The following is a 25,011-nucleotide window of genomic DNA, read 5'->3' on the forward strand; positions in this document are numbered from 1 at the left end:
AGTGGATCAGAAGGTGAGCTTCCAGCTGTCGATGTAGCCGGTGTCCTGCGGACCGAGGTCCTGCACCCGCAGCTGCCAGGTGCCGTCGGCCGTCTCGGCGGACGCGTCGACCGTGTACGTGGTGATCACGTTCGGCGCCGAGTCCGAGCCGCTGGAGTTCTTCAGCCGGTACGTCCGGCCGCTCGGCCCCACCAGGTCGATGACCAGGTCACCGCGGTAACTGTGCTTGATGTCCACCCCGACCGCCAGGGCGGCCGGCGCGTTGCCCGTACGGCCGGAGACCGTCACCGACGAGGTGACCGCGGCCCCCGCGTCCGGGATCCGGACGTCGTCGGTGTTCTCGAAGACGGTGCCGCCCGGCGGGGTGGTCGTGCCGACCCCCAGGGTCCACACCGCGTGCGCGACGGCGTCGCTGTTGCGGTCCAGGGCGGTGTCGTCGATGTTCGCCGACGTGTCGCAGGAGCGGTGGTAGCAGCGGTCGAAGGGCTGGCCGGCCGTACCGCCCCACTTCTGCGCCTGGGCGGCCGTCTTGGTGTAATCGGCGCCCGAGAACAGGCCGCCCACGCGGATGCCGACGTTCTTGAACGGCGCGTGGTCGCTGCGGCCGTCGCCCTCGGTCTCGATCTCCGTGGGGACGTTCAGCGAGGCGAAGTAGTCCTTGAAGACGCTCTCGATGGCACGGTCGTCGTCGTAGACGAAGTAGCCGGGGTTGGGCGAGCCGACCATGTCGAAGTTCAGGTACCCGCTGAACTTCGACCGTTCCGTCGCGGCCAGCCGGCTCACGTAATACTGCGAGCCGCGCATCCCCAGCTCCTCGGCGCCCCACCAGCCGAACCGCAGGTGCTTGGCGGGCTTGGCGCCCGAACGGGCGACGGCCAGCGCGGTCTCCAGGACGGCGGCCGAGCCGGAGCCGTTGTCGTTGATGCCGGGGCCCGCGCCGACGGAGTCCAGGTGCGCGCCGGCCATCAGGATCTGGTTCGGGTCGCCGCCGGGCCAGTCGGCGATCAGGTTGTAGCCGGTGGCGCCGCTCGCGCTGAACTGCTGCACGGTGGTCGTGAAGCCCGCGGCGTCCAGCTTGCTTTTGATGTAGTCCAGCGAGGCCCGGTAGCCGGGCCGGCCGTGGGCCCGGTTGCCGCCGTTGGCGGTGGCGATCGACTGGAGCTGGCTCAGGTGCGCTTTGACGTCGGCCACCGGTATGTCGGGGGCGGCGACGGTGCCGGTGGGGGCGGCGACGGGGGCGGTGGAGCGGGCGGCGGCGGGCGCGGCGGTGGCCGCACCGGCCGCCCCGGGTATCGCAACGATCAGGCCGAGTACGGCACCGGCGGCGGTGAGCCCGAGGCGGCCGGGACCGCTGCCGCCGCTCCGGTCAGATCTTCGAAAACGCCTGGTCGTGCCGGGTCTTGGGGCATTCCATGACATGAGGGGTCTCCGGATTCCGAACGATGAGTGAACGGACCGTGCATGGCGCGAAGCTGATGGTGGGCGCGTCATGGCCCGCTGACAAGGCGGAATCCGGACACCCCGACCCGCATATCGCTCGCGCGGCGGGCCGGAGCCTGGCGGTGCTCGTCAGGGGGCGGACTTCTGGGGCGCCTGGGGCTCCTGGCGTGCCGAGGCGGAGGCGGTAGCGGTGGCGGGTCGTGGCGTGGCTGAGGCGGGCCGCGTGGCGGGGGCGGCTTCCGGGGCGGCCTGGGGCACGGCCGCGGCCGTCTCCCCGACCGCCTTGCGGGCCGCCCTGCGGGCCGTGGCCAGCGCCGCGCGCCCGTTCCGGGCGGTGCGGATCGCGTCGTACGTCAGCACCGCCAGCGCCAGCCAGACGAGGCCGAAGCCCGCCCAGCGCTCCACCGGCATCTCCTCGTGGAAGACCAGCAGGCCCAGCGCGAACTGGAAGGTGGGCGCCAGGTACTGGAGCATGCCGAGCACGGTCAGCGGCAGCCGTACCGCCGACGCCCCGAAGGCGATCAGCGGCAGCGCGGTGGCCACGCCGCAGCCCATGAGCAGCAGCATCTGTCCCACCCCGCCGGACACGAAGCCCACCTCGCCGCGCGCGCCGAGGAGGACCAGGATGCCCAGCGCGGGCAGGAACTGCATCGCCGTCTCGGCGCTGAAGCCCTCGATGCCGTCCAGCTTCACGCCCTTCTTGACCAGTCCGTACGTGGCGAACGTGAACGCCAGCGTGAGGGAGATCCAGGGCACCTTGCCGTACGCCACGGCCATCACGGCCACGGCCGCCGTACCGACACCCACGGCCGTCCACTGCAACGGCCGCAGCCGCTCGCGCAGCACCAGGACGCCGAAGGCGATGCTGACCAGCGGGTTGATGAAGTAGCCCAGGCTCGCTTCGAGCACGTGCCCGGCGTTGACGGCCCAGATGTACAGGAACCAGTTGACGGAGATGACCGCGGCGCAGACCAGGATCAGGCCGAGCCGCCCGGGCTGCCGCAGTAGCTGCCCCACCCAGGACCAGCGGCGCATCGCCACCAGGATGACGAGGGCGACCGGCAGCGACCACGCCATCCGGTGGGCCAGGATCTCGGCGGGGGCCAGGTCGCCCAGCAGATGCCAGTACAGCGGGAGCAGGCCCCACACCACGTATGCGGCCGTGCCGTAGACGAGTCCAGTGCGCTGGTCGGACTGGGGTGGCAAGGGGACCTCCGGAAAAACGCTGCTCCATCTGCGCCGGCGGTGGTGCGGGTCGCGCTCCGAAGGTAACGCCGGACGGCCCAGCTGTCATGCCCGTACCGGGATACGGTCATGACAGGCGCGTCCGTAAATGAACGGTGCCCGTACGGCGCGTCCGAAGACGCTCCGTACGGGCACCGGAAGGCCCGCGGCCGGCTGCTAGCCGACCACCGTCCAGGTGTCGTTGCCGGCGAGCAGGGAGGCCAGGTCGCCCTTGCCCTTCTGCTCGATGGCGGTGTCCAGCTGGTCGCCCATGAGCGTGTCGTAGACCGGGCGGTCCACGTTGCGCAGCACACCGATGGGGGTGTGGTGCAGCGTGTCCGGGTCGGCCAGGCGGGACAGGGCGAAGGCGGTGGTGGGCGAGGAGGCGTGCGCGTCGTGGACGAGCACCGCGTCCGCGCCCTCGGCCGTCACGTCGATGACCTTGAGGTCGCCGGTGGCCGGATCCCGTACCACGCCCTTGGAGCCGAGGCCGTCCTCGGCGGGTGCGCCGAAGCGGATCGGCTGGCCGTGCTCCAGGCGGATGACGGCTTCCTCGGCCTGCTGCTTGTCCTTGAGGACCTCGAAGGCGCCGTCGTTGAAGATGTTGCAGTTCTGGTAGATCTCCACCAGCGCGGTGCCCGGGTGGGCGGCGGCCGCGCGCAGCACGCTGGTCAGGTGCTTGCGGTCGGAGTCGACGGTGCGGGCGACGAAGGACGCCTCGGCGCCGATGGCCAGCGAGACCGGGTTGAAGGGCGCGTCCAGGGAGCCCATCGGCGTCGACTTCGTGATCTTGCCGACCTCGGAGGTGGGGCTGTACTGGCCCTTGGTCAGGCCGTAGATCCGGTTGTTGAACAGCAGGATCTTGAGGTTGACGTTGCGGCGCAGCGCGTGGATGAGGTGATTGCCGCCGATGGACAGCGCGTCGCCGTCACCGGTGACCACCCATACCGACAGGTCACGGCGCGAGGAGGCCAGGCCGGAGGCGATGGCCGGGGCGCGGCCGTGGATGGAGTGCATCCCGTAGGTGTTCATGTAGTACGGGAAGCGGGACGAGCAGCCGATGCCCGAGACGAAGACGATGTTCTCCTTGGCCAGGCCGAGCTCGGGCATGAAGCCCTGCACGGCGGCGAGAACCGCGTAATCCCCGCAGCCGGGGCACCAGCGCACTTCCTGATCGGACTTGAAGTCCTTCATGGACTGCTTGGCCTCGGCCTTGGGCACCAGGGAAAGCGCCTCGATCGTCGAGGTCCCCTCCGCGATCGTCTCAGTCATTGATGGCCTCCTTAAAGACCTCCGCAAGCTGCTCGGCCTTGAACGGCATCCCGCTGACCTGGGTGTAGGAGCGGGCGTCGACGAGGTACTTCGCCCGCAGCAGGGTGGCGAGCTGGCCGAGGTTCATCTCCGGTACGACCACCTTGTCGTAACGCGCCAGCACCGCGCCGAGATTCCGCGGGAAGGGGTTGAGATGGCGCAGATGGGCCTGCGCGACACGCCCGCCCTCACGCCGGACCCGGCGGACGGCGGCGGTGATCGGCCCGTACGTCGAGCCCCAGCCCAGCACCAGGGTGTCGGCGCCCTGCGCGGCGGCCGCGCCCTGGCCGTCGCGGACGGCGGCGTCCACCGTCGGGTCGTCGACCTCCAGGTCCGGCACCTCGATGCCGTCGACCTTCGCCTGGCGGGTGCGGACCATGAAGTCGTGGTTGGCCGGGTCGTAGGAGATGTTGCCCGTGCCGTCCTGCTTCTCGATACCGCCGATGCGGTGCTCCAGGCCCGGCGTGCCGGGCACCGCCCACGGGCGGGCCAGGGTCTGCTCGTCGCGCTTGTAGGGCCAGAACACCTCGGTGCCGTCGGCCAGCGTGTGGTTGGGGCCGGAGGCGAACTGCACCCGCAGATCGGGCAGTTCGTCGACCTCCGGGATGCGCCACGGCTCGGAGCCGTTGGCCAGGTAACCGTCGGACAGCAGGAAGACCGGCGTCCGGTAGGTCAGCGCGATACGGGCCGCGTCCAGCGCCGCGTCGAAGCAGTCGGCCGGCGTCTTCGGCGCCACGATCGGCACCGGCGCCTCGCCGTTGCGCCCGTACATCGCCTGCAGCAGGTCGGCCTGCTCGGTCTTGGTGGGCAGCCCCGTCGACGGGCCGCCGCGCTGGATGTCCACGATCACCAGCGGCAGCTCCAGGGAGACCGCGAGGCCGATGGTCTCCGACTTCAGCGCCACACCGGGGCCCGAGGTGGTGGTCACCGCCAGCGCACCGCCGAAGGCGGCGCCCAGTGCCGCGCCGATACCGGCGATCTCGTCCTCGGCCTGGAAGGTGCGCACGCCGAAGTTCTTGTGCTTGCTCAGCTCGTGCAGGATGTCCGAGGCCGGCGTGATCGGGTACGAGCCCAGGTACAGCGGCAGGTCCGCCTGCTGCCCGGCGGCGATCAGGCCGTACGACAGCGCCAGGTTGCCGGAGATGTTGCGGTACGTCCCCGTCGGGAACGCCTGGGTGGCCGGCGCGACCTCGTAGGAGACCGCGAAGTCCTCGGTGGTCTCACCGAAGTTCCAGCCCGCGCGGAAGGCGGCGACGTTGGCCTCGGCGATGTCCGGCTTCTTGGCGAACTTCTGCCGCAGAAACGCTTCGGTGCCGTCGGTCGGCCGGTGGTACATCCACGACAGCAGCCCCAGCGCGAACATGTTCTTCGAGCGCTCGGCCTCCTTGCGGGAGAGCCCGAAGTCCTTGAGCGCCTCGATCGTCAGCGTCGTCAGCGGCACCGGATGCACGTTGTACGCCTGCAGCGACCCGTCCTCCAGCGGACTGACCTCATAGCCCACCTTGGCCATCGGGCGCTTGGTGAACTCGTCCGTGTTGACGATGATCTCCGCGCCGCGCGGCACATCCGCCAGGTTCGCCTTCAGCGCCGCCGGATTCATCGCCACCAGCACGTTCGGCGCGTCGCCGGGCGTGAGGATGTCGTGGTCCGCGAAGTGCAGCTGGAAACTGGAGACACCCGGCAGAGTGCCGGCGGGGGCCCGGATCTCGGCGGGGAAGTTCGGCAGCGTCGAGAGGTCGTTGCCGAACGTCGCCGTCTCGGAGGTGAACCGGTCACCCGTGAGCTGCATGCCGTCACCGGAGTCGCCCGCGAACCGGATGATCACCCGGTCCAGGCGACGTACCTCTTTACCGCCGTTCTTCCCGCCGTCGACTCCGGCGCCGGTCCCGGGAGCCTGCGGCTCCCCGGTGAGCGCTCCGTCGGCCTGCTCGGCTTGGCTGCTGACCTGGCTGGTCACTGCTTCGGACCTCCCTCGGGGCGGTGGCTCGGGACTCGTCGTGCCGACCGGTCGTCCCACGAACATCGTACGTGGGTAAGGGTCGCCTTCCCTGGGCCGATCACATGATGGACGTGGACGTGAGACAGCGTTCTGTCAGGAATTGTCATGGAACAACCGCCCCCCGGCCCCCTTCTCCAAGACGCGCGCGCCTCGGCCATTGGTTCTACGTCTCAGGTCCCGGACGGCCCCCGGGGCCGCCCGCAACCTGCGCGACTGACAGCGTGTCGGTTGCTCAGGAATTGAGATACGTGAGGACGGCAAGCACCCGGCGGTGATCCCCGTCACTCGGGGACAGGCCCAGCTTGAGGAAGATGTTGCTGACGTGCTTCTCCACCGCACCGTCGCTCACCACCAGCTGCCGCGCGATCGCGGAGTTCGTCCGCCCCTCGGCCATCAGCCCCAGGACCTCCCGCTCCCGTGGCGTGAGGTTCTCCAGCACGTCCTGCTTACGGCTGCGGCCCAGGAGCTGCGCGACCACTTCGGGGTCCAGCGCGGTGCCTCCCCCGGCGACCCGCACCACCGCGTCGACGAACTCCCGCACTTCGGCTACCCGGTCCTTGAGGAGATAGCCGACGCCGTGACTGGATCCCGCGAGCAATTCCGTCGCGTACTGCTCCTCCACGTACTGCGACAGCACCAGCACCCCCAGCCCCGGATGCTCACGCCGCAGCCGCACCGCGGCCCGCACCCCTTCGTCCGTGTGCGTCGGCGGCATCCGTACGTCCGCCACCACCACGTCCGGCAGCTCGCCGTCGGCGGCCAGCTCCCCGACGACCTTGATCAACGCCGCGGCGTCGCCCACCCCCGCCACGACGTCGTGCCCACGGTCGGTCAGCAACCGGGTCAGGCCCTCCCGAAGCAGCACCGAATCCTCGGCGATGACCACCCGCACCCTGTCCTCCACGGCTCTTCCAGCCCCCACGTTCCGTAATTTCCCACCCCTGCGCCCCCAGCATCCCAGCATCCGATCCCGCCCGCCCCCACCTGCCGCCAAACGACGGGGGACACTCCGGACAGGGTGGGGGTGGGGTGGCGTTCGGTTCGGTGGGGGTGGGTGGGCGTGGGGCGTGGGGCGGGGCGTTGCCGGACGGGTGTGTCAGCCGCGCCAGGGGAGGTCTGCCGTGATGACGGTCGGGCCGCCGGCCGGGGAGTCGATGACGAGGAGGCCGTCGACCGCGCTGAGCCGTTCGGCCAGGCCCGCGAGGCCGCTGCCCGTTTCCGTACGCGCGCCTCCCTGCCCGTCGTCCTCGACCAGCACCATGATCCGGTCCGCCACCCGCCACACGTCGACGCGGGCGCTGCTCGCCCGGGCGTGCTTGGAGACGTTCTGGAGCAGCTCCGAGACGGTGAAGTAGGCGATGCCCTCGATGGCCGCGGCCGGACGCTGGCCCAGGTCCACGGAGACCTTGACCGGCACCGTGCAGCGGGCGGCGAGCGCCGACAGGGCCGCGCCCAGCCCGCGGTCGGTGAGGATCGCCGGATGGATGCCGCGCGCCAGGTCCCGCAGCTCCTGCAAGGCCACCTTCACCTCGCCGTGCGCCTCGTCCACCATCTTCGCGGCGGCCGCCGGGTCCTCGGCCAGCTTCTCCTTCGCCAGGCCCAGATCCATGGCCAGCGACACCAGCCGGGCCTGCGCGCCGTCGTGCAGATCGCGCTCGATGCGCCGCAGGTCGGCGGCGGCGGTGTCCACGACCACCCCGCGGTCCGTCTCCAGCTCCGAGACGCGCGTGGCGAGCGGGGAGGGGCCCAGCAGCCCGTGCACCAGGAGCCGGTCCACGTGTGTCAGCCCGCGTATCACCCACGGCCCGGCCAGGACCGTCAGCAGGCCGATCAGGCTGGCTATCGCCATGCCGGGAGGGGAGTCCAGGTAGAGGCCGTCCCCCCGGCCGTTGCCCCACAGCTGGATGCCCGGCTGGTCGAGGTAGGCGGGGAACACCCACTGCCACAGCGGGTAGAACAGCAGGGACCAGCCCACCGTCCAGAACGTCACCGAGAAGACGAAGGCGAAGAGCGCCCAGGGGAAGTGGAGTATCGAGTACAGGAGGTGGCGCCAGGAGGCGCCGCTCTTGAGGACCGCGCCGACCCAGCTCATCATGCCCGGCTTGGCGGCACGCACCGGCTCGGGGCGGCCTACGTCCAGGTCCAGCAGAGCGCGCGCCCGCAGACGCTCCAGCGCCCCGAGCCCCCGGCAGCCGATGAGCCCGCCCGCGAGCACCGGTATGCCCAGGAACGTGATCAGCAGGCCGGCACCGAGGGAGAGCATGGTGACGGCGTAGCAGAACATCGCGCAGGACACCGGGAAGCTCACGATGAGGTAGAGGAACTCCCGCCACGTACGGCCCGAGAGCGGGGCGCGCAGCGCTGTCGGTACGCGAGAGGCCGGCGGGTGGGGGCGTCCGTAGGCGGTGTCCATGGTCTCGTCGTCCGTTCTGTCAGGTCCGGGTCGGCCGGCCGGAAGTGCGTCGCACACCTTCGGCGATGTCCAGCTGCTGCCGCCGTCAGACCCGCTGCGTCCGGCTCTGCCGACTGCATCCAGAATCCGCGCTCGGCGCCGCCCGCACCATGAGGGAAAGCGCAGTCTTCACCCTGGGGTTTTCCCCACCCCCCGGCACGCGTCCGCGACGGCCGCTCGCTGCCCTCCGCGTACGGCGGCAGTCGCCACCCCGCCTTCGCGTCCTGAGACGCCTGACGCCTGCCGGTCAGCCGCCGGTGCTCGTGTCCCTTACCGCCGAGACGCCCGTTCCCCCTTGTCCCGCCTGCGCGCCTTCCCGCCGGGCGCTGACGTACCCAGCCCCGGCCTGGTCGCCGTACCGGTCCCCGCACCCGCATCCGGCCCCGCGCCCTTCGCGGCTGTCTGGCGGCCGCCCGCTTCCCCCGACCGGTCCCGCCACGGCAGCTCGGCCGTGACCCGCGTCGGCCCGCCGGGCGGTGAGTCGAGGACGAACATCCCGTCCACCGATTCCAGCCGCTCCGCGAGCCCGGCCATCCCGCTGCCGCCCTCCAGCCGCGCGCCGCCGCGCCCGTCGTCCTGCACCTGGATCAGCAGCCGGTCCTGGGCGCGCCACAGTTCGACCCGTGCCGCCCGCGCGCCACTGTGCTTGGAGATGTTCTGCAGCAGCTCCGAGACGGTGAAGTACACGATGCTCTCGATCGCCGGCGCGGGCCGCTCCGCCACGTCCACCTGCACCGTGACCGGGACCGTGCACCGCCCCGCCAGGGAGGTGAGGGCCGGGCCCAGCCCGCGGTCGGTGAGGATCGCCGGGTGGATGCCGCGTGCGAGGTCGCGCAGCTCCTGGAGGGCGAGTTTCACCTCGCCGTGCGCCTCGTCGACCATCCGCGCCGCCGCGTCCGGGTCCTCCAGCAGCTTCTCCTTGGCCAGGCCGAGCCCCATCGCCAGCGCGACGAGGCGGGCCTGCGCCCCGTCGTGCAGATCGCGTTCGATGCGGCGCAGGTCGGCGGCGGCGGTGTCGGAGACCGTCGCGCGGTCCGTCTTCAGCTCGGCGATCCGCCGTTCGAGCTCGTCCGAGGGCGACAGCAGGCTGCGCACCATCATCCGGTCGGCGTTGGTCAGTACGCGCGTGATCCAGGGCAGGGCCGGCCAGAGGAGGAAGAACGAGGCGATCGTCAGCGGGAAGGTCAGGATCGACCACGGCAGCCGGATGAACGCGTACAGCGCGTGCCGCCACCCGACCGGGTCCTTCAGGCGCAGCCACAGCCAGGGGAAGAAGCCGCTCCCCGCCGTGTGCAGCGGGGTGGGTTCGTCCACCCGTACGCCCAGCAGGCGCCGCGCGCGGGCGCGTTCCAGCTTGCCGTACTGACGGCACACCAGGAGCCCCACCGCGAGCAGCGGCAGCCCGACGACGGTGACGGACAGCCCGATCCCCGTCAGCAGCCAGACGGTCACCACGGTGAAGGCCAGGACGCCCAGCGGCAGGTTGGTCAGCAGATGGACGGTCTCCCGCCAGGTCGCGGGGGCGAGCGCGGCCCGCGGCGGCGGCAGGGGCGCACCGTCGCCGTGGCCGGAGCCGGCGCCCGGCGCCGGTACGGCTCCTCCGGAGCGGTGCTCGTGGCGTCCGTCGTGAGCGGAACGTGCGGTCATAGGCCCTAGCTTGCCCGTCACCGCTGGTAGTGACCATGGGGGACGTCGGTGACCGGGGGTGGGGTTTTCCTCACCCCGCCGGCTCGCTCGCGCGGGCCGTGGCGGGCGCGGCTTGTGCGAAGGCGGACACGGCAGCTTGGATCTGCGACATGAGTGAGTACCAGCAGGGGCCGTACGGACAGCAGAATCCGTACGGAGAACAGAATCCGTACGGACAACAAGGACAACAAGGGGCGTACGGCCAGCAGCAGCCTCCGCACGGACAGCAGGCACCGTACGGGCAGCAGCCGCCCTACGGGGCGTACGGGACCGGACAGGCGCCCGGATACGGAATGCCGGGACAGCAGGGGTACTCCCCGTACGGGGCGCCGCAGGCGGGCGGCCCGCCCATAGCCATGCTGGCCAGTCAGGGCGCGCGGCTCGGGGCGCGGGCGCTGGACGTGCTCTTCCAGTTCGTCGCCGTCTTCATCGTCATCGCGGTGGTCGGCCTCGTCCAGGCCGTGCTGCCGCGCGGTCCCGGGGTGGGCATCCCGACGGCCCTCCTCGGGATCGCCCTGGTCATCGGGGTGCTGCTCTACGAGCCGTTCATGAACTGGAAGTACGGCGGCACGTTCGGCAAGCGGATCTGCGGAATGCGGATCGCCCGGCTGAACGACGGGACGGGGCTCTCCTTCGGGCAGGCGCTCGGCCGTTGGGCCGTGGTGTTCCCGATGGGCTTCGTGCCGTTCCTGGGGCTGCTCAACGTGCTGTGGTGCTGCTGGGACGAACCGTTCCGCCAGTGCTTGCACGACAAGGTGGCCGGCACCGTGGTGGTCAAGCGCGTGTAGGCGCCAGGTTCCGGGGCGGGAGGGGCGGGTCGTATCGTGTCGCGGTGCGGTGCGGTGGGGTGGGTTCCGGTTCTAGTACGGGGGCGTGGTCGGCGTAGTGAAGGCTGAGGCCGGGCAGCGGATGACGCTGCGGCGGGTGGTACTGGCGGGCGAACGGCGGCGGGTCGACCTGGTGTTGCCCGCGCACGAGCCGGTCGGCGCGCTGCTGCCCGAGATCCTGCGGGCGATCGGCGACCGGGCGGAGCACGCGCCGCTGACGTGCCGTCTGGTGACGGCGGGCGGAGCCGGGCTCGCGCTCAGCGAGACGCTTGCTTCTGCGAATGTGATGGACGGGTCCGTCCTGCGGCTGGTGCGGGAACGAGGTGCGCCGGAGGTCCCGACCGCCTACGGGAACGGTGACGACCGCAGCGGGTACGGCGATGACCGCAGCGGGTACGGCGCGGACTCCGGGTGGGGGGACGGGCGTACCGGGCTGCCCTGGCGGTGGGACGAGCGGAGCCGGACGTGGGCGGCGGTCGTCGCCGCCGTGCTGCTCGCCGCCGTCACCGGAGTGCTCGCCGGCGACCGGTACGGCCTCGACCGGGCCGGACTGTGGCTCGCCCTCGCCGCGCTGGTCGCGGCCGGAGCCGGTGCGGCAGCTGCTTCGCTGCTCGCCAGGAGGGCGCTGGGTACCGCGCTGCTCCTGGCAGGCGGAACGCTCGGCGTGTTCGCCTCCTGGGGCGTGGTGCCGGACGGCACCGCCCGTCCGGCCACTGCCGGGCTGACGGTGGCGGCCGTCCTCGCACTGCTCGGGCTCTGTACGGGCCTGGGGCGCGGCGGGCTCGTCGGGGCGGCGGCCGTCGCGGCCGCGGTCGGCGTGTGGGAAGCGGTGGCCGCGGTCGCCGACCCGGCGCGTACCGGTGTCGCGGTGGGCGTCGTCTCGGTCCTCGTCCTGGGCTACCTGCCACGGCTCGCCCTGGCGTCGGCCGGTCTGACGCGCCTGGACGACCGCCACCCCGGTGGTGCGCCGGTCGGCACGCAGCGTGCCGCGGCGGCGCTGGGCGCCACGCACCGCGGGCTCACCCTGGCCGCCGTCACGACGGCCGTGTCGGCCGGAGCGGCCGGTGTGCTGGCCGCCGGCGGCGCCGGGGACGCGTCCGGCGCGGCGGACGGCTGGTCGGTGGCGGCCGCGGTGCTGCTGTGCGTCGTGCTGTTCTCGCGGGCGCGGGCCTACCCGCTGGTCCTGGAGGTCGTGGCGCTGCTGCTGGCCGGCACGGCGGTCTGCGTACGGCTCGTCCTGCTGTGGGCCACCGACGGCGCGAATCCGGCGGGTGCGCTGGCCGCGCTGGGCCTGCTGGCCGTACTGCCGCTCGCGGCTCTCGCGGTACGGCCGCCTGAGCACGTACGGACGCGGGCGCGGCACCTGATGAACCTGGTCGAGTCGGTGAGCGTGGTGGCGCTGATTCCGGTCGCCGCCGGGGCGTTCGGCGCGTACGGCGGGCTGCTGGACATGTTCTGACCAGTCGGCCGGCCGGAAAGGGCCGGCCCAGTCGACGAAAATGATCGGCCGCGACGGTCGACCGGAGCGATCAGTTCGACCAGAAGGGGCGGCGGAAGGTTGATGTCGGGACAGGCGGGGCAGCCCGGGCGGACGGGACACCCCGGGCGATCGGGAAAGCCCGGACAGGAAGGGCAGTCGGGACAGGTGGGGGTGCCCGGGCAGGTGGGGCAGTCCGGGCAGACGGGGTGGCCAGAGCAGGTGGGGCAGTCCGAGCGGGTGGGGCAACCCGAGCGGGTGGGTGAGGCGGGGCGGGTGGTGGAGCCGGGGTCTCAGGCGGGTATGGGCTCGGTGGGGTCGGTGGGTCCGGTGGGGTCAGTGGGGCCGGTGGTGCCGCCGATGCCCGGGTACGCGCCGGGGGCGGGCGGTGGCGGTGGCGGTGCGGTGCCGATGACGCCTGGGACGATGCCGGTGGCCCCGCCCGTACCCACGCCGGTCCCGCCTCCGGTCATCCCGGCCGTATCGACCGGCCCGGCCGTATCGACGAGTCCGGCCGTATCGACCGGCCCGGCCGTACCGGTCATCCCGGCTGCACCGACCGGCCCGGCCGTACCGGTCATCCCAGCTGTACCGACCGACCCGGCTGCCGCCCCGACAGCGAATGCGCAACCGCAAACGCAGCAGCCGTACCGCCCGGCCTCCGCCCTCGCTCCCACCCCCGTCTCCGTCCCCGTCCTGCCGCCCGAGCTGGACGGTGTGCAGGCCAAGCCCCGGCACGGTGAGACCGTCGCCCGGCGGGCGGGGCGGGCGCTGCGGCGGGTGTTCGCCTCGTCCGCGGCGGCCGAGACCGAGGCCGTCACGCGTGCCGCGCACGCCATCCAGCAGCCCGTGACCACCGGCCGCCAGCTGGCCGTCTCCAGCATCCGCGGCGGCGCGGGCAAGTCCACGGTCGCCGCCCTGCTGGCCCTCACGTACGCGCACTACCGCTCTGACCCGGTGCTCGCGGTGGAGGCCGACCCGGCGCTGGGCACGCTGCCGCACCGGCTGGGCGCGCGCGAGGTGCGCTGGTCGAGCACCGACCTGGCGCAGATCGTCGACCCGTCCATGCTGATCACCGACCTGACCGGTTACCTCCTGCCGTTCACGGGCGGCGGCTGGCTGCTGCCCGGCAGCCAGGGCGCGATCGGCACCCGGCTGGACATCGACACGTACCGCATCGTCATGACCTCCCTGCGCCGCCACTTCGCGACCACGGTCGTGGACTGCGAGACGCTGCCGGCCGAGGTGGCGCGTACGGCGCTGGTCACCACGCAGGCACGGGTGCTGGTCACGCCCGCGACCGTCGAGGGCGTCCTGGCGACCAAGTCCGTACTGGAGTGGATGGGCGGGGTGCACCGCGGGCTGCTGCCCACCACCGTCGTCGTGCTCAACCACACCTCGCCCGACGGAGGCATCGACGTACGCAAGGCCGTCGAGCACCTGGGGACCGGCGGCGCCGCGGTGCTTCCGCTGCCGTACGACCGGCATCTGGCCGGCGGGGGTGCCGTCCGTACGGAGCTGCTGGGCGAACGGACGCGGGAGGCGGCGGCGCGGCTCGCCGCCGAGGTGATGGACCGCGCCGTCTCGCGCGGGCCGGGCCGGCAGCGCGAAGGCTGACGGCGCGGCTCCTCGAAGAAGGGGCCAGGTGGGGCGAAGACGGGCCATAGCTGCCCGCCATGTGACGCGACTGCTCACCTGGGGCGGGCCAGGGCCTAGACTCCCGTGCGTACAGATCGTCGAAGTCGTTGAACAAGAGCAGTCAGGGAGCGAGGGCGGACGTGCCGGACGCGACCGTACGCACCAGCCTTGCCGCGGACTATTTCCAGGGGTACTCGGTCGTCGGGCTCATCGCCGTGATCGGTGTGCTCTTCGTGGCCGTGGCCTTCGGTGCCGGGCGGCTGCTGCGGCCCGTGGTGCCCACCCCGGAGAAACTGCTCACCTATGAATGCGGCGTGGACCCCGTGGGCGAGGGCTGGGCACACACCCAGGTCCGCTACTACGTCTACGCCTTCCTGTACGTGATCTTCGCCGTCGACTCGATCTTCCTGTTCCCCTGGGCGACGGTCTTCGCCGCCCCCGGTTTCGGCGGCGCCACGCTGGTGGAGATGTTCATCTTCCTCGGCTTCCTCGCCGTCGGCCTGCTCTACGCATGGAAGAAGGGCGTCCTGGAATGGACGTGACGAACGCGAAGCCGGCCACCGCGACGGGCACCGAACTGCCTGTCGTGTCCGCCGGCGGCACCGTCGAACGACGCCGGCTCGGCCCGCTCGCCCGCCTGGCTCCCGAACCCATGAAGGTGGTCCTCAACTGGGGCCGCCGCTACAGCCTGTGGGTCTTCAACTTCGGGCTCGCCTGCTGCGCGATCGAGTTCATCGCCGCGTCGATGGCGCGGCACGACTTCATCCGGCTGGGCGTGATCCCCTTCGCGCCGGGCCCCCGGCAGGCGGACCTCATGATCGTCTCCGGCACGGTGACGGACAAGATGGCGCCCGCGGTCAAACGGCTCTACGAACAGATGCCGGAACCGAAGTACGTGATCTCCTTTGGCGCCTGCTCGAACTGCGGAGGCCCTTACTGGGACTCGTACGCGGTCACCAAGGGCGTCGACCAGATCATCCCGGTCGACGTGTACGTACCGGGCTGCCCGCCCCGGCCCGAGGCGCTGCTCCAGGGCATCCTCAAGCTCCAGGAGAAGATCGCCCGCGAGTCGCTGGGGGAGCGGTACGCGGATGCCGCGGACAGCGCGGTCAACGGCAACGGCGCCGCGCCCTCGGGGCCGTCGGCCGCCGCGCTGCGCAGCGGGCTGGTGACGCCGCCGGTGCCTGGGGCTCCGGGTGGAGGCGGGGCCGGTCCTGATGCCGCTGCGGCTGCCGGTACCAGCGCTGCTGCACATGCCAGCGCCGCTCCCGATACCAGCGCTGTTACTGACTCCGGTGGCGCTGCTGACGCGGGTGACGCAGGTGATGCCGGTGGCGCGGGTGAGGCTGCTGGCGTGGATGGCGCGGGTGGCGTGGGTGATGCTGCTGACGCGGGTGACGCGGGGAAGCCGAAGGGAGCGGGGGACCAGTGAGCGACGAACAGCCCCCGGCCCCGCAGGCCGAGCCGCCCGCCGAGAAGTCGCCGGCTGCCGCGCCCGCGGAAGCGCCTGCCGACGCGCCGCCCGCGCCCCCCGTCGGCTGGCTGCCCGGTCCCGCCACCGAGCTCTTCGGTCCCGGTGCGACCGCCGAAGAGGCGTACGACCTGCTGACCGTCGACGTACCCGCCGACGCCTGGATCCCGGCGCTGACCGCCGCCCGCGACGACCTCGGGTGCAGCTACTTCGACTGGCTGAGCGCCGTCGACGAGCCCGGTACCGGCTTCCGCGTCTGCGCCCACCTCGCCGACATCGCCCGGCCCGGGCGCGTACGGCGCCTGGTGCTGCGCACCACCGTCCCGCACGAGGCGGCCGTCCTCCCCACCGCCACCGGCGTGTACGCGGGCGCGGGCTGGCACGAGCGCGAGACGCACGAGATGTTCGGCGTGGACTTCACCGGCCACCCGTACCTGGAGCCCCTGCTGCTCCCGGAGAACTTCGAGGGCCACCCGCTGCGCAAGGACTTCGTGCTGGCCGCACGGGTCGCCAAGGCGTGGCCGGGGGCCAAGGAACCGGGCGAGTCCGAGCACGGCGGTCCCAAGCGCCGCCAGATGCTGCCGCCCGGTGTGCCCGACCCGAACGAGTGGGGCCCGCTGAAGGGCCAGCTGCCGCCTGCCCCGGCCCGGCCCGCCCGTGGCGCCCGTGCGGCCGGTGGGGCGGCCGGGGAGCGGCCTGCCCGCCGTACGCGTACGGCGAGCGCGGGCTCGGCGAGCCAGCAGAGCGCCGCGGACAGCACGCCGACGCCGGCCGCGGATGCGCAGGTCACGGACGCGCAGGCCAAGGAAGCGCGGGCCGCGGACGCGCCGGCCGTCAGCGAGGCCCCGGCCCCCCGGCCGGAACGTCCCGCCCGCCGGATGCGCAGCGCGAGCCAGGGCTCGGCGAGCCAGCAGCCGACCGGGCAGCCGTCCGGGGAGGCGAAGCCGTCCGGGGACGCGAAGCCGTCCGCCACGACCGGTTCCTCCGACGCCCCGTGGCACCACGCCCGCCCCGCCTTCGAGGACGCCCCGAAGCCGGAGCCCGAGCCGGAGGCCGCTCCCGAACCCGAGCCGGAGGCCGCCCCGAAGCCGGAGCCGAAGCCCGAGCCGCAACCCGCCCCCGAACCCGAACCCGACACCGACCAGACCCCGGCCCAGACCCCCGACCAACCCCCCGGCACCACAGCGGAAGAAGGCGGGACCAGACCAGAAGGCGGGACCAGACCATGAGCGACGCTCTCGACATCGCCCTGCGCCTGATCGCCGTCTTCGTCGCCTTCCTGGTCTTTCCGCTGGTCATCGGCCAGACCGAGCACAAGGTCATGGCCCATATGCAGGGCCGCCTCGGGCCGATGTACGCGGGTGGCTTCCACGGCTGGGCGCAGCTGGTCGCCGACGGGGTGAAGTTCGCGCAGAAGGAGGACGTCGTACCGGCCGGTGCCGACCGGCGGATCTTCCAGCTGGCGCCTGCCGTCGCGCTGCTGCCGTACCTGCTGGTGCTGGTCGCCATTCCGCTCGGCCCGGACAACGCGGTCGGGCAGTCGCTGGACGCGGGTGTCTTCTTCGTCCTCGCCGTCATGGGCGTCGGCGTGCTGGGCTCGCTGATGGCGGGCTGGGCCTCGGCCAACAAGTTCTCGCTGCTCGGCGGGTTGCGTACGGCTGCCCAGCTGCTCGCGTACGAGCTGCCGATGCTGCTCACCGCCGCTTCCGTCGCGATGGCCGCCGGGACGCTCTCGCTGCCCGGCATCCTGGACGCCTTCCACTGGTGGTGGGTGCCGTGGCAGATCGTCGGCGGCCTGGTCTTCTTCACGGCGGGGCTGGCCGAACTGCAGCGGCCGCCGTTCGACATGCCGGTCGCCGACTCCGAGATCATCTTCGGCGCCTACACCGAGTACACCGGGCTGCGCTTCGCGCTGTTCCTGCTCGCCGAGTACGCGGGCATCCTCGTCCTGTGCGCCCTGACCTCCGTCCTCTTCCTCGGCGGCTGGCACGGTCCGTTCGGCGCCGACGGGCTCGGCTGGCTGTGGACGCTGCTGAAGACCGCGGTCCTGGCCTTCGGTGTGATCTGGCTGCGCGTCAGCTATCCGCGGCTGCGTGAGGACCAGCTGCAGAAGCTGGCCTGGACGGTGCTGATCCCGCTGGCCCTCGCCCAGATCGCCCTCACCGGCGTCGTCAAGGTGGTGATCTCGTAATGGCCGCGGAGAACCCGGCGAAGAAGTCCGGCTGGCCCGGCAGCGGTCTGGCCAAGGGCCTGGCCGTGACCCTGCGCACGATGACGAAGCGTTCGGTCACCGAGCAGTACCCGGAGGTCCAGCCCGAACTGGCACCGCGTACCCGCGGCGTGATCGGGCTGTTCGAGGAGAACTGCACGGTCTGCATGCTGTGCGCGCGCGAGTGCCCGGACTGGTGCATCTACATCGACTCCCACAAGGAGACGGTGCCGCCCGCCGCCCCCGGCGGCCGCGAGCGCAGCCGGAACGTCCTGGACCGCTTCGCCATCGACTTCTCCCTGTGCATGTACTGCGGTATCTGCATCGAGGTGTGTCCGTTCGACGCGCTGTTCTGGTCGCCGGAGTTCGAGTACGCCGAGACCGACATCCACAACCTCACCCATGAGCGGGACAAACTCCGCGAATGGATGTGGACGGTGCCGGAACCGCCCGCCCTCGACCCCGCGGCCGAGGAGCCCAAGGAGATCGCCGCCGCCCGCAAGGCCGCCGACAAGCTCGCCGCGCAGGAAGCCGCCGAGCGGCAGGCAGCGCAGGAAGCCGCCGGGAACACCGCGCAGGAACAGCAGGGGGAAGCGTGACGCTCGCCGCCGCAAGCCATGGCTTCCTCTCCCCGACCGGGGTGGAGATCGCCTTCCTCCTGGTCGGCCTCGTCACCCTCGGCTCGGCCGTGGTCACCGTCACCACCAAACAGCTGGTGCACGCCGCCCTGTGGCTGGTGGTCGCCCTCGGCGGCATCGCCGTCGAGTACCTGCTGCTGACCGCGGAGTTCATCGCCTGGGTACAGGTCCTGATCTACGTCGGGTCCGTCGTCGTCCTCCTCCTGTTCGGGCTGATGCTCACCAAGGCGCCCATCGGCCGCTCCGAGAACGCCGACTCCGGCAACCGCTGGGCCGCGCTCACCGTGGCCGCCGCCTCCGCCGCCGCGCTCGTCTGGGTCGTCGCGGACGCGTTCCGTACGACCTGGATCGACCTGGACGGCGCGGTCCAGGGCTCCACCGAAGCCTCCGGGCGCAGCCTGTTCCAGTACTGGGTGCTGCCGTTCGAAGCGCTCTCCGTCCTCCTCCTCGCCGCCCTCGTCGGCGCGATCGTGCTCTCCCGCAAACACGGCGACCGCGCACAGGCCGACCGCGGCAACCAGCCTGGGCTGCGCAAACAGCCCGCCGACCGCGCACGTCTCAGAGAGGACCAAGGCTGATGCATCTCGCCTGTCCCGCCGTCCTCGCCGTCCTCCTGTTCTGCGTCGGCCTGTACGGCGTCCTCGCCCGCCGCAACGCGATCCTGGTCCTGATGTCCGTCGAGCTGATGCTCAACGCCGTCAACCTCAACCTCGTGGCGTTCGACGTCTGGCTGCGCGACAAGCTGCACGCCGGCCAGGCGCTCACCCTCTTCACCATCGCCGTGGCCGCCGCCGAGATCGGCATCGGCCTGGCGATCGTCCTGCTCGTCTACCGCAACCGCGGCAGCTCGGACGTGGACCGCCTCCGCGACCTCGCCGAAGACCCGGACGGCACGGACCCGAACGATGACCTCACCGGCGGCCCGGACGGCGCCGCCGGCCGGCCGCGGCCGGACCACCGGGCGGAGGCCGCCGCGTGACGACCACGACCACCGCCGTACTCGTACCCCTCCTCCCCTTCCTCGGCGCTCTCGCGGGCCTCTTCCTCGGCCGCCGTGCGCCCGGGTTCGTGCGCCCGCTGGCCATCCTGCCGACCCTCGCCGCGGCCGTCCTGGCCGTCGTCGTGGCCGTCTCCCAGGATGGCGGCGCCGGCGCGGGGAAGACCCCGGTGGACGCCGCGACCCGGCTCACCCCCACCGGCTCGGTCCCCGTCGACCTCGCCCTGCACATCGACGGCTTCGCCGCCCTCGTCGCCGTACTCGTGGCCGTCGTCGCCTGCTGCGTGCAGATCTACTCGACCGGCTACCTGCGCGACGACCCGCGCTACCCCTCCTACTCCGCCCTGGTCTCCCTCTTCACCGCCGCGATGCTGCTGGTCGTCTACTCCGGCGACCTGATGGTGCTGCTGGTGGGCTGGGAGATCATGGGCATCTGCTCGTACTTCCTGGTCGGCCACTACTGGGAGACCGAAGCCGCCCGCTCCGCCTCCCTCAAGGCGTTCCTCGTCACCAAGCTGGGCGACGTCCCCTTCCTCTTCGGCCTCTTCGCGCTGGCCGCGGACGCCGGTACGTTCCGCATCACCGGCATCCTCAAGACCGTCGCGGTCGGCGGCCTGGACCACCCCACGCTCATCGCGCTGCTGCTCCTGGCCGGTGTCGCGGGCAAGTCGGCCCAGTTCCCGCTGCACACCTGGCTGCCCGACGCGATGGCCGGCCCGACCCCGGTCTCGGCCCTCATCCACGCGGCCACCATGGTCGCCGCCGGTGTCTACTTCGTCGCCCGTCTCCTCCCCGTCTTCGCGGCCTCCGCCACCGCGATGATCGTGCTCGCCGTCATGGCCGCGGTCACCATGGTCGGCTCCGGACTCGCCGCCCTCGCCCAGGACGACATCAAGCGCGTCCTGGCCTATTCGACGGTCGGCCAGCTCGGCTACATGACCGGCGCGCTGGCCGTCGGCGACCGCGGCGCCGCCGTCTTCCACCTCCTGTCGCACGGCGCGTTCAAGGCCCTGCTCTTCCTCGCCGCCGGCGTGGTCATCCACGCCGCCGGCACCAACTCGCTCGCCGCCATGTCACGGATGCGCGGCCTGGCCCGGCGCATCCCCGACGCCTACTGGACGATGACGGTCGCGCTGCTCGCCCTGGCCGCCATCCCCCCGTTCGCCGGCTTCTTCTCCAAGGAAGCCGTCCTGGGCGCCGCCGAACACGCCGCCACCAGCCACGCGACGGCCTCCGGCACGCTCGCCGCCGTCCCCGCCGCGGCCGGCTGGACCGTGCTGATCGCCGGACTGCTCACCGCCCTCCTCACCGCCGGGTACGCGACCCGGCTGTGGCTGCTGGCCTTCCACGGCAAGGGCCCGGAAACCGCCCCCGACCACGGCAAGCAGCCGATCGTCATGAACGCCGTGCTGTGGGTGCTGTTCGTCCCCACCCTGACCCTCGGACTCGCCACCCCCGTCCTGCCCGACTGGTTCGACGGCCGCTCGCTGACCCCGACCCTGACCACCTCCGTCCTGGGCACCGGCGTCGCCCTCGTCGGCGCCCTGGTCACCTACGGCGCCTGGCGGCACACCACCGCCCTCGCCGCCCGCGTGCCGCTCGGCGCGGTCGCCGTGGAGCCGGCCGCCGCCCCCGCGGACTCCGAGGAGAGCGCCATCGCCACCCACGCCGCGGCCTACGGCGACAACGCCGGCGCCCCGGACCCCGCCGACCCCGGCCGGCTCCTGCTGGGGCCGCTGCACCGCCCCGCCGCCGTCGGCTTCCACCTCGACGCCGTCTACACCGCCCTGTTCGTCCGGCCGGTACGGGCCGGCGCCCGGCTCGTGCGCTTCCTCGACCGCGAGGTCGTCGACACGTACGTCCACGGCGCGGGCACCGCCTCCCGCTGGCTGGGAGCCGCCGTCCGCCGCGCCCAGACCGGCAATGTGCAGACCTACCTGGGCGCGCTGCTCGCGGGCTCGTTGGTCCTGGCCGTCGCCGTCGTCCTCGTCGCTACGGGCACGGGAGCCTGACCGTGAATCACACCGTTATGCAGCTTCTCCTCGCGGCTGTCGTCGCCCTGCCCCTGCTGGGCGCGGTCGCCGCACTCCTCCCGGCCCCGCCCGGCCTCAAGGGCCGCGACCCCGACCAGGCCGTACTGCGCCACGGTGTGACCGTCACCGGCGTCGTGCTGGCCGCGGCCGTCGCCCTGGCCGTGGGCTTCGACCACGACCACCCGGCCCGGATGCAGGCCACCACCGACATCAGCTGGATCCAGGCGCTCGGCATCCGGATCCATCTCGGCATCGACGGCATTTCCCTCCCCCTCCTCGTCCTGACCGCGCTGCTGACCTTCCTCTGCGCGCTCTACAGCTACTTCCACCTGCCCGCGGGCCCGTCCCCCAAGGCATTCGTGGCCCTGCTCCTGGTCCTGGAGGCCGGCACCCTCGCCACCTTCGCCGTCCTGGACCTCGTGCTGTTCTTCCTCGCCTTCGAGATGGTCCTCATCCCGATGTACTTCCTCATCGCCCGGTGGGGCGGCGCGCAACGGACTTACGCGGCATGGAAGTTCATCCTCTACACCCTCCTCGGCTCGGTCGTGATGCTGCTGGGCCTCCTGCTCGTCGGCCTGAAGTCCGGCACGTTCGACATGGTGGCACTCGCCACTGACAACGGCCCGAAATCCCAGCTCAGCCATACCGTCCAGCTCCTGGCGGTCCTCGCGATCGGCATCGGACTGGCCGTCAAGGCACCGATGTGGCCGCTGCACAGCTGGCTGCCCGACGCCCACACCGCCGCCCCCACCGTCGGCTCGGTGCTGCTGGCCGGCGTGCTGCTGAAGATGGGCACGTACGGGTTCGTGCGCATCGCACTGCCCATCGCGCCGGACGGCATGCACACCTTCGCCCCGTACCTCGCCGCCTTCGCCGCCGTCGGCATCGTCTACGGGTCGCTCGCCTGCCTGGCGCTCGCCCGGCGCGGCGCCAAGGGCGACCTCAAGCGCCTGATCGCGTACAGCTCGGTCGGCCACATGGGCTTCGTCCTGCTCGGCATCGCGACCATGACACCGACCGGCGTCAACGGCGCGCTGTTCGCCAACATCGCGCACGGCCTGATCACCGGCCTCCTCTTCTTCCTGGTCGGCGCCCTCAAGGACCGCTACGGCACCACCGACCTGGACCGGCTCGCGGGCCGCACCGGCGCCGCCCTGTACGGGCGCGCCCCGCGCTTCGGCGGCCTGCTGGCGTTCGGCGCCATCGCCTCCCTCGGGCTGCCCGGACTCGCCGGTTTCTGGGGCGAGATGCTGGCCATGTTCGGCGCGTTCGAGCCCGCCGCGGGCCTCAGCCGCCCCGCGTTCCTCACCTTCATGGCGCTGGCCGGGCTCGGCACGCTGCTCACCGCCGCGTACCTGCTGATCGTCGTACGGCGGGTGTGCATGGGGGGCAAGGAGACGGCTGCGGCCGGTACGACCGGCCTCCCGGCCTCCGAGGAACCCGGCGCCGACGCGGCAGCGGCTTCCGAGGAACCCGGCGCCGTCGCGATCGCGGCTTCCGAGGAACCCGGCGCCACCCGTACCGCCCCCGTCATCCCCGACCTGGCCCGCTACGAGTACGCGGCCTGGACGCCCCTCGCCATGCTCACCGTCCTCGCCGGCCTGTGGCCCGCGGCCCTCCTCGGCCTCACCGACCCGGCCGTCCAGCAGCTCCTCGGAGGCGGTAAGTGATGAGTTCCGTGACCTCCCTGGTCCAGTCCGTCGACTGGGTCGCCGTCGCACCGCCCACCCTCACCGCCGTCGTCGCCCTGGCCGTCCTGGTCGCCGACCTCTTCGTCCCCCAGGACCGCAAGCCGCTCCTCGGCTGGTGCGCGATCGGCGGCCTGGCCCTCGCCGCGCTGTCCCTGACCCCCCTCGTGGCAGGGGACCGCCGTACCTTCTGCCTGACCACGGACCCCGGCGTGTGCAGCTACACCGCCGACCACTTCGCCGTCGTCATCCAGTTCCTGGTGCTGGCCGGGGCCCTGCTCACCGCCCTGCTGTCGGTCACCGCCGTCGAGGACCAGCGCCTGCCCGCGGGCGAGTTCTGGTTCCTGCTGCTGTCCTCCGCGGCGGGCGCGGCCCTGCTGCCCGCCTCCCGGGACCTGGCGACCCTCGTCATCGCCCTCGAAGTGGCCTCCCTGCCCGCCTTCGCCCTCGTAGGACTGCGGCGCGCGAACCGCCTCTCCTCAGAGGCGGCCCTGAAGTTCTTCCTGTCCTCGGTGGCGGCCACCGCGGTCATGCTCCTGGGCGTCAGCTTCGTCTACGCGGCGACCGGCAGCCTGCACCTGAGCCGCGTCGCCACCGCCCTGGCGGACCTGCCCGACCCCCAGCTGGCCACCCTGGCCACGGCGGGCGTCGCGCTGACCCTCGTCGGTTTCGCCTTCAAGACCGCCGCCGTGCCGTTCCACTTCTGGGTGCCCGACACCTACGTGGGCGCGCCGCTGCCGATCGCCGCGTACCTCTCCGTCATCGGCAAGGCCGTCGGCTTCTCGGGCCTCATCCTGGTCACGGTCGAGGGCTTCCCCTCGTACGCGGACATCTGGGGCCCGGCCGTCGCCGTCCTGGCCGCCCTGACCATGACCGTCGGCAACGTCGCCGCGCTGCGCCAGGCGCCGGAGCGCGCGCACAGCGCGGTACGCCTGCTCGCCTGGTCCTCGGTGGGCCAGGCCGGCTACCTCCTGGTGCCGATCGCCGCCGCCGGGTACGCCGAGGACGCGGCACACGCCATCGGCTCGACCGTCGCGTACGCCCTGATGTACGCGGCCGTGAACCTGGGCGCCTTCGGGGTGGCCGCCCTCGTGGCCCGTACCAACCCCGCCAACCGCATCAGCGACTACCGCGGCCTCTACGCACAGCGCCCCCTGGCCGCGCTCGCCCTCGGCTTCTTCCTGCTCTGCCTCGCGGGCCTGCCGCCCGGCATCATCGGTCTGTTCGCCAAGGTCACGGTCTTCTCGGCGGCCGTCGACGCGGGCCTGGCCTGGCTCGCGGTGGTCATGGCCGTCAACGTTGTGATCGCGCTGTACTACTACCTCCAGTGGACGGCGGTGCTCTTCCGTACGGCGGGGGAGACGGCCGGGGCGGAGACCGGGGAAGGGGCCGTGGCCGGGGAAGCCGAGGCCGGGGAGAGGGCCGAGGCGAAGGTGCGGGCCACGGTCGGTGCCGCAGGGGGCGAGGAGGGCGCCACAGGGGCCGCGGGGCCCACGGGCCCCGAGGGGGCTCGTACGCGGGCTCCCGAGACCGCCGGCACGTCCCGGCTCCCCCAGGCGAAGGTCCCGGCTCCCGTCGCCGCCGCCGTCGCCCTCGCCGCCGTCCTCGGCATCGTCCTTTCCGGGGCGCCGCAGCTGGTCCTCCGGTTCGCGTCCGGCGCGCTCCTCTGAGCGGGCCGCGCCGGCGCGACCGGCTCGGCCCGCCTTCCGGCTGACCGCCGACCGCGATCTTCGGCCACCCCCTCCCGGGGCCGCGGCCGCCTTCTGGCCGGAACGCGCCGGGCCGGCACCCGCTGCCGGGGGAGCGCACGGGAACCACCCGCGCGCGGGCTCACTCGCACGGCCGTACGCCGTCCGCGGATGCACAAGGGAACCAGCACCCCTCATCTGGCGTTGACCAGACAGAAAGGGTCCACTGAAAA

General features: G+C 72.5%; 21 protein-coding genes. 13 read left to right on the top strand and 8 right to left on the bottom strand.

Going from position 1 to position 25,011, the window contains the following annotated elements; all coding sequences use genetic code 11:
• Nucleotides 1–6 precede the first annotated feature (6 nt).
• The 7 genes from AB0L45_RS13480 to AB0L45_RS13510 form a co-directional block, all read right to left on the bottom strand.
• On the bottom strand, nt 7–1,419 hold the full coding sequence (locus tag AB0L45_RS13480) for a M28 family metallopeptidase (RefSeq protein WP_365839244.1): 1,413 nt from the start codon (nt 1,417–1,419) through the stop codon (nt 7–9).
• 150 nt (nt 1,420–1,569) lie between these two features.
• On the bottom strand, nt 1,570–2,646 hold the full coding sequence (rarD, locus tag AB0L45_RS13485) for an EamA family transporter RarD (RefSeq protein ID WP_365839246.1): 1,077 nt from the start codon (nt 2,644–2,646) through the stop codon (nt 1,570–1,572).
• 195 nt (nt 2,647–2,841) lie between these two features.
• Nucleotides 2,842–3,936: a 2-oxoacid:ferredoxin oxidoreductase subunit beta gene (locus AB0L45_RS13490; RefSeq protein WP_365839248.1), complete on the bottom strand. Its 1,095-nt coding sequence runs from the start codon at nt 3,934–3,936 to the stop codon at nt 2,842–2,844.
• On the bottom strand, nt 3,929–5,932 hold the full coding sequence (locus tag AB0L45_RS13495; RefSeq protein WP_365839250.1) for a 2-oxoacid:acceptor oxidoreductase subunit alpha: 2,004 nt from the start codon (nt 5,930–5,932) through the stop codon (nt 3,929–3,931). Before AB0L45_RS13495 ends, AB0L45_RS13490 begins: the two co-directional genes overlap by 8 nt.
• A gap of 274 nt (nt 5,933–6,206) precedes the next feature.
• Nucleotides 6,207–6,866: a response regulator transcription factor gene (locus AB0L45_RS13500; RefSeq protein ID WP_365839524.1), complete on the bottom strand. Its 660-nt coding sequence runs from the start codon at nt 6,864–6,866 to the stop codon at nt 6,207–6,209.
• A 204-nt stretch (nt 6,867–7,070) separates the two neighbouring features.
• Nucleotides 7,071–8,387: a sensor domain-containing protein gene (locus AB0L45_RS13505; RefSeq protein ID WP_365839252.1), complete on the bottom strand. Its 1,317-nt coding sequence runs from the start codon at nt 8,385–8,387 to the stop codon at nt 7,071–7,073.
• Nucleotides 8,388–8,696: 309 nt separating this feature from the next.
• A complete protein-coding gene (locus AB0L45_RS13510; protein ID WP_365839254.1) occupies nt 8,697–10,073 on the bottom strand; it encodes a sensor histidine kinase in 1,377 nt (458 codons plus the stop codon).
• Nucleotides 10,074–10,222: 149 nt separating this feature from the next.
• Between AB0L45_RS13510 and AB0L45_RS13515 the strand changes: the two genes are divergently transcribed.
• Both AB0L45_RS13515 and AB0L45_RS13520 read left to right on the top strand, forming a co-directional pair.
• Nucleotides 10,223–10,900 (top strand): RDD family protein, encoded by a 678-nt coding sequence (locus tag AB0L45_RS13515; RefSeq protein WP_365839256.1) that lies wholly within the window; start codon nt 10,223–10,225, stop codon nt 10,898–10,900.
• Between the two features lie 85 nt (nt 10,901–10,985).
• Nucleotides 10,986–12,398: an EsaB/YukD family protein gene (locus tag AB0L45_RS13520; RefSeq protein ID WP_365839258.1), complete on the top strand. Its 1,413-nt coding sequence runs from the start codon at nt 10,986–10,988 to the stop codon at nt 12,396–12,398.
• A 311-nt stretch (nt 12,399–12,709) separates the two neighbouring features.
• Here AB0L45_RS13520 and AB0L45_RS13525 read toward each other — a convergent pair whose 3' ends face one another.
• Entirely contained in the window at nt 12,710–12,961 is a 252-nt protein-coding gene (locus tag AB0L45_RS13525; protein WP_365839260.1) for a hypothetical protein, read from the bottom strand.
• A gap of 172 nt (nt 12,962–13,133) precedes the next feature.
• Between AB0L45_RS13525 and AB0L45_RS13530 the strand changes: the two genes are divergently transcribed.
• From AB0L45_RS13530 to AB0L45_RS13580, 11 genes are all read left to right on the top strand, one after another.
• Nucleotides 13,134–14,033, top strand: a complete 900-nt coding sequence (locus tag AB0L45_RS13530; RefSeq protein WP_365839262.1) for a hypothetical protein — start codon at nt 13,134–13,136, stop codon at nt 14,031–14,033.
• Between the two features lie 161 nt (nt 14,034–14,194).
• A complete protein-coding gene (locus tag AB0L45_RS13535) occupies nt 14,195–14,596 on the top strand; it encodes an NADH-quinone oxidoreductase subunit A (protein WP_365839264.1) in 402 nt (133 codons plus the stop codon).
• Nucleotides 14,587–15,486: an NADH-quinone oxidoreductase subunit B family protein gene (locus tag AB0L45_RS13540; protein ID WP_365839266.1), complete on the top strand. Its 900-nt coding sequence runs from the start codon at nt 14,587–14,589 to the stop codon at nt 15,484–15,486. The genes AB0L45_RS13535 and AB0L45_RS13540 overlap by 10 nt, the downstream gene beginning before the upstream one ends.
• Nucleotides 15,487–15,596: 110 nt before the next feature.
• Nucleotides 15,597–16,754, top strand: coding sequence for an NADH-quinone oxidoreductase subunit C (locus AB0L45_RS13545; protein WP_365839526.1), 1,158 nt, complete (start codon nt 15,597–15,599; stop codon nt 16,752–16,754).
• Nucleotides 16,751–17,716, top strand: a complete 966-nt coding sequence (locus tag AB0L45_RS13550; protein ID WP_365839268.1) for a complex I subunit 1 family protein — start codon at nt 16,751–16,753, stop codon at nt 17,714–17,716. The genes AB0L45_RS13545 and AB0L45_RS13550 overlap by 4 nt, the downstream gene beginning before the upstream one ends.
• Entirely contained in the window at nt 17,716–18,333 is a 618-nt protein-coding gene (locus tag AB0L45_RS13555; protein ID WP_365839270.1) for an NADH-quinone oxidoreductase subunit I, read from the top strand. The genes AB0L45_RS13550 and AB0L45_RS13555 overlap by 1 nt, the downstream gene beginning before the upstream one ends.
• Nucleotides 18,330–18,950 (top strand): NADH-quinone oxidoreductase subunit J, encoded by a 621-nt coding sequence (locus AB0L45_RS13560; RefSeq protein ID WP_365839272.1) that lies wholly within the window; start codon nt 18,330–18,332, stop codon nt 18,948–18,950. Before AB0L45_RS13555 ends, AB0L45_RS13560 begins: the two co-directional genes overlap by 4 nt.
• Nucleotides 18,950–19,351 (top strand): NADH-quinone oxidoreductase subunit NuoK, encoded by a 402-nt coding sequence (gene nuoK / locus AB0L45_RS13565; RefSeq protein WP_365839274.1) that lies wholly within the window; start codon nt 18,950–18,952, stop codon nt 19,349–19,351. The genes AB0L45_RS13560 and nuoK overlap by 1 nt, the downstream gene beginning before the upstream one ends.
• Nucleotides 19,348–21,381, top strand: a complete 2,034-nt coding sequence (locus AB0L45_RS13570; RefSeq protein ID WP_365839276.1) for an NADH-quinone oxidoreductase subunit L — start codon at nt 19,348–19,350, stop codon at nt 21,379–21,381. The genes nuoK and AB0L45_RS13570 overlap by 4 nt, the downstream gene beginning before the upstream one ends.
• 17 nt (nt 21,382–21,398) lie before the next feature.
• A complete protein-coding gene (locus tag AB0L45_RS13575) occupies nt 21,399–23,072 on the top strand; it encodes an NADH-quinone oxidoreductase subunit M (protein WP_365839528.1) in 1,674 nt (557 codons plus the stop codon).
• Nucleotides 23,072–24,760 (top strand): NADH-quinone oxidoreductase subunit N, encoded by a 1,689-nt coding sequence (locus AB0L45_RS13580; RefSeq protein ID WP_365839278.1) that lies wholly within the window; start codon nt 23,072–23,074, stop codon nt 24,758–24,760. Before AB0L45_RS13575 ends, AB0L45_RS13580 begins: the two co-directional genes overlap by 1 nt.
• The last annotated feature ends 251 nt before the right edge of the window (nt 24,761–25,011 follow it).

Origin of the sequence: Streptomyces sp. NPDC052496, assembly GCF_040679095.1 — a bacterium.
In the GTDB taxonomy this organism is placed as follows: domain Bacteria; phylum Actinomycetota; class Actinomycetes; order Streptomycetales; family Streptomycetaceae; genus Streptomyces.

What these genes read in the sequence shown, in the direction of transcription:
- AB0L45_RS13480 (WP_365839244.1), bottom strand. Translation starts at nt 1,419, where the DNA reads ATGTCATGGAATGCCCCAAGACCCGGCACGACCAGGCGTTTTCGAAGA.
- AB0L45_RS13490 (WP_365839248.1), bottom strand. Translation starts at nt 3,936, where the DNA reads ATGACTGAGACGATCGCGGAGGGGACCTCGACGATCGAGGCGCTTTCC.
- AB0L45_RS13505 (WP_365839252.1), bottom strand. Translation starts at nt 8,387, where the DNA reads ATGGACACCGCCTACGGACGCCCCCACCCGCCGGCCTCTCGCGTACCG.
- AB0L45_RS13510 (WP_365839254.1), bottom strand. Translation starts at nt 10,073, where the DNA reads ATGACCGCACGTTCCGCTCACGACGGACGCCACGAGCACCGCTCCGGA.
- AB0L45_RS13515 (WP_365839256.1), top strand. Translation starts at nt 10,223, where the DNA reads ATGAGTGAGTACCAGCAGGGGCCGTACGGACAGCAGAATCCGTACGGA.
- AB0L45_RS13525 (WP_365839260.1), bottom strand. Translation starts at nt 12,961, where the DNA reads ATGACCGGTACGGCCGGGCCGGTCGATACGGCCGGACTCGTCGATACG.
- AB0L45_RS13540 (WP_365839266.1), top strand. Translation starts at nt 14,587, where the DNA reads ATGGACGTGACGAACGCGAAGCCGGCCACCGCGACGGGCACCGAACTG.
- AB0L45_RS13550 (WP_365839268.1), top strand. Translation starts at nt 16,751, where the DNA reads ATGAGCGACGCTCTCGACATCGCCCTGCGCCTGATCGCCGTCTTCGTC.
- AB0L45_RS13555 (WP_365839270.1), top strand. Translation starts at nt 17,716, where the DNA reads ATGGCCGCGGAGAACCCGGCGAAGAAGTCCGGCTGGCCCGGCAGCGGT.
- nuoK (WP_365839274.1), top strand. Translation starts at nt 18,950, where the DNA reads ATGCATCTCGCCTGTCCCGCCGTCCTCGCCGTCCTCCTGTTCTGCGTC.
- AB0L45_RS13575 (WP_365839528.1), top strand. Translation starts at nt 21,399, where the DNA reads ATGCAGCTTCTCCTCGCGGCTGTCGTCGCCCTGCCCCTGCTGGGCGCG.
- AB0L45_RS13580 (WP_365839278.1), top strand. Translation starts at nt 23,072, where the DNA reads ATGAGTTCCGTGACCTCCCTGGTCCAGTCCGTCGACTGGGTCGCCGTC.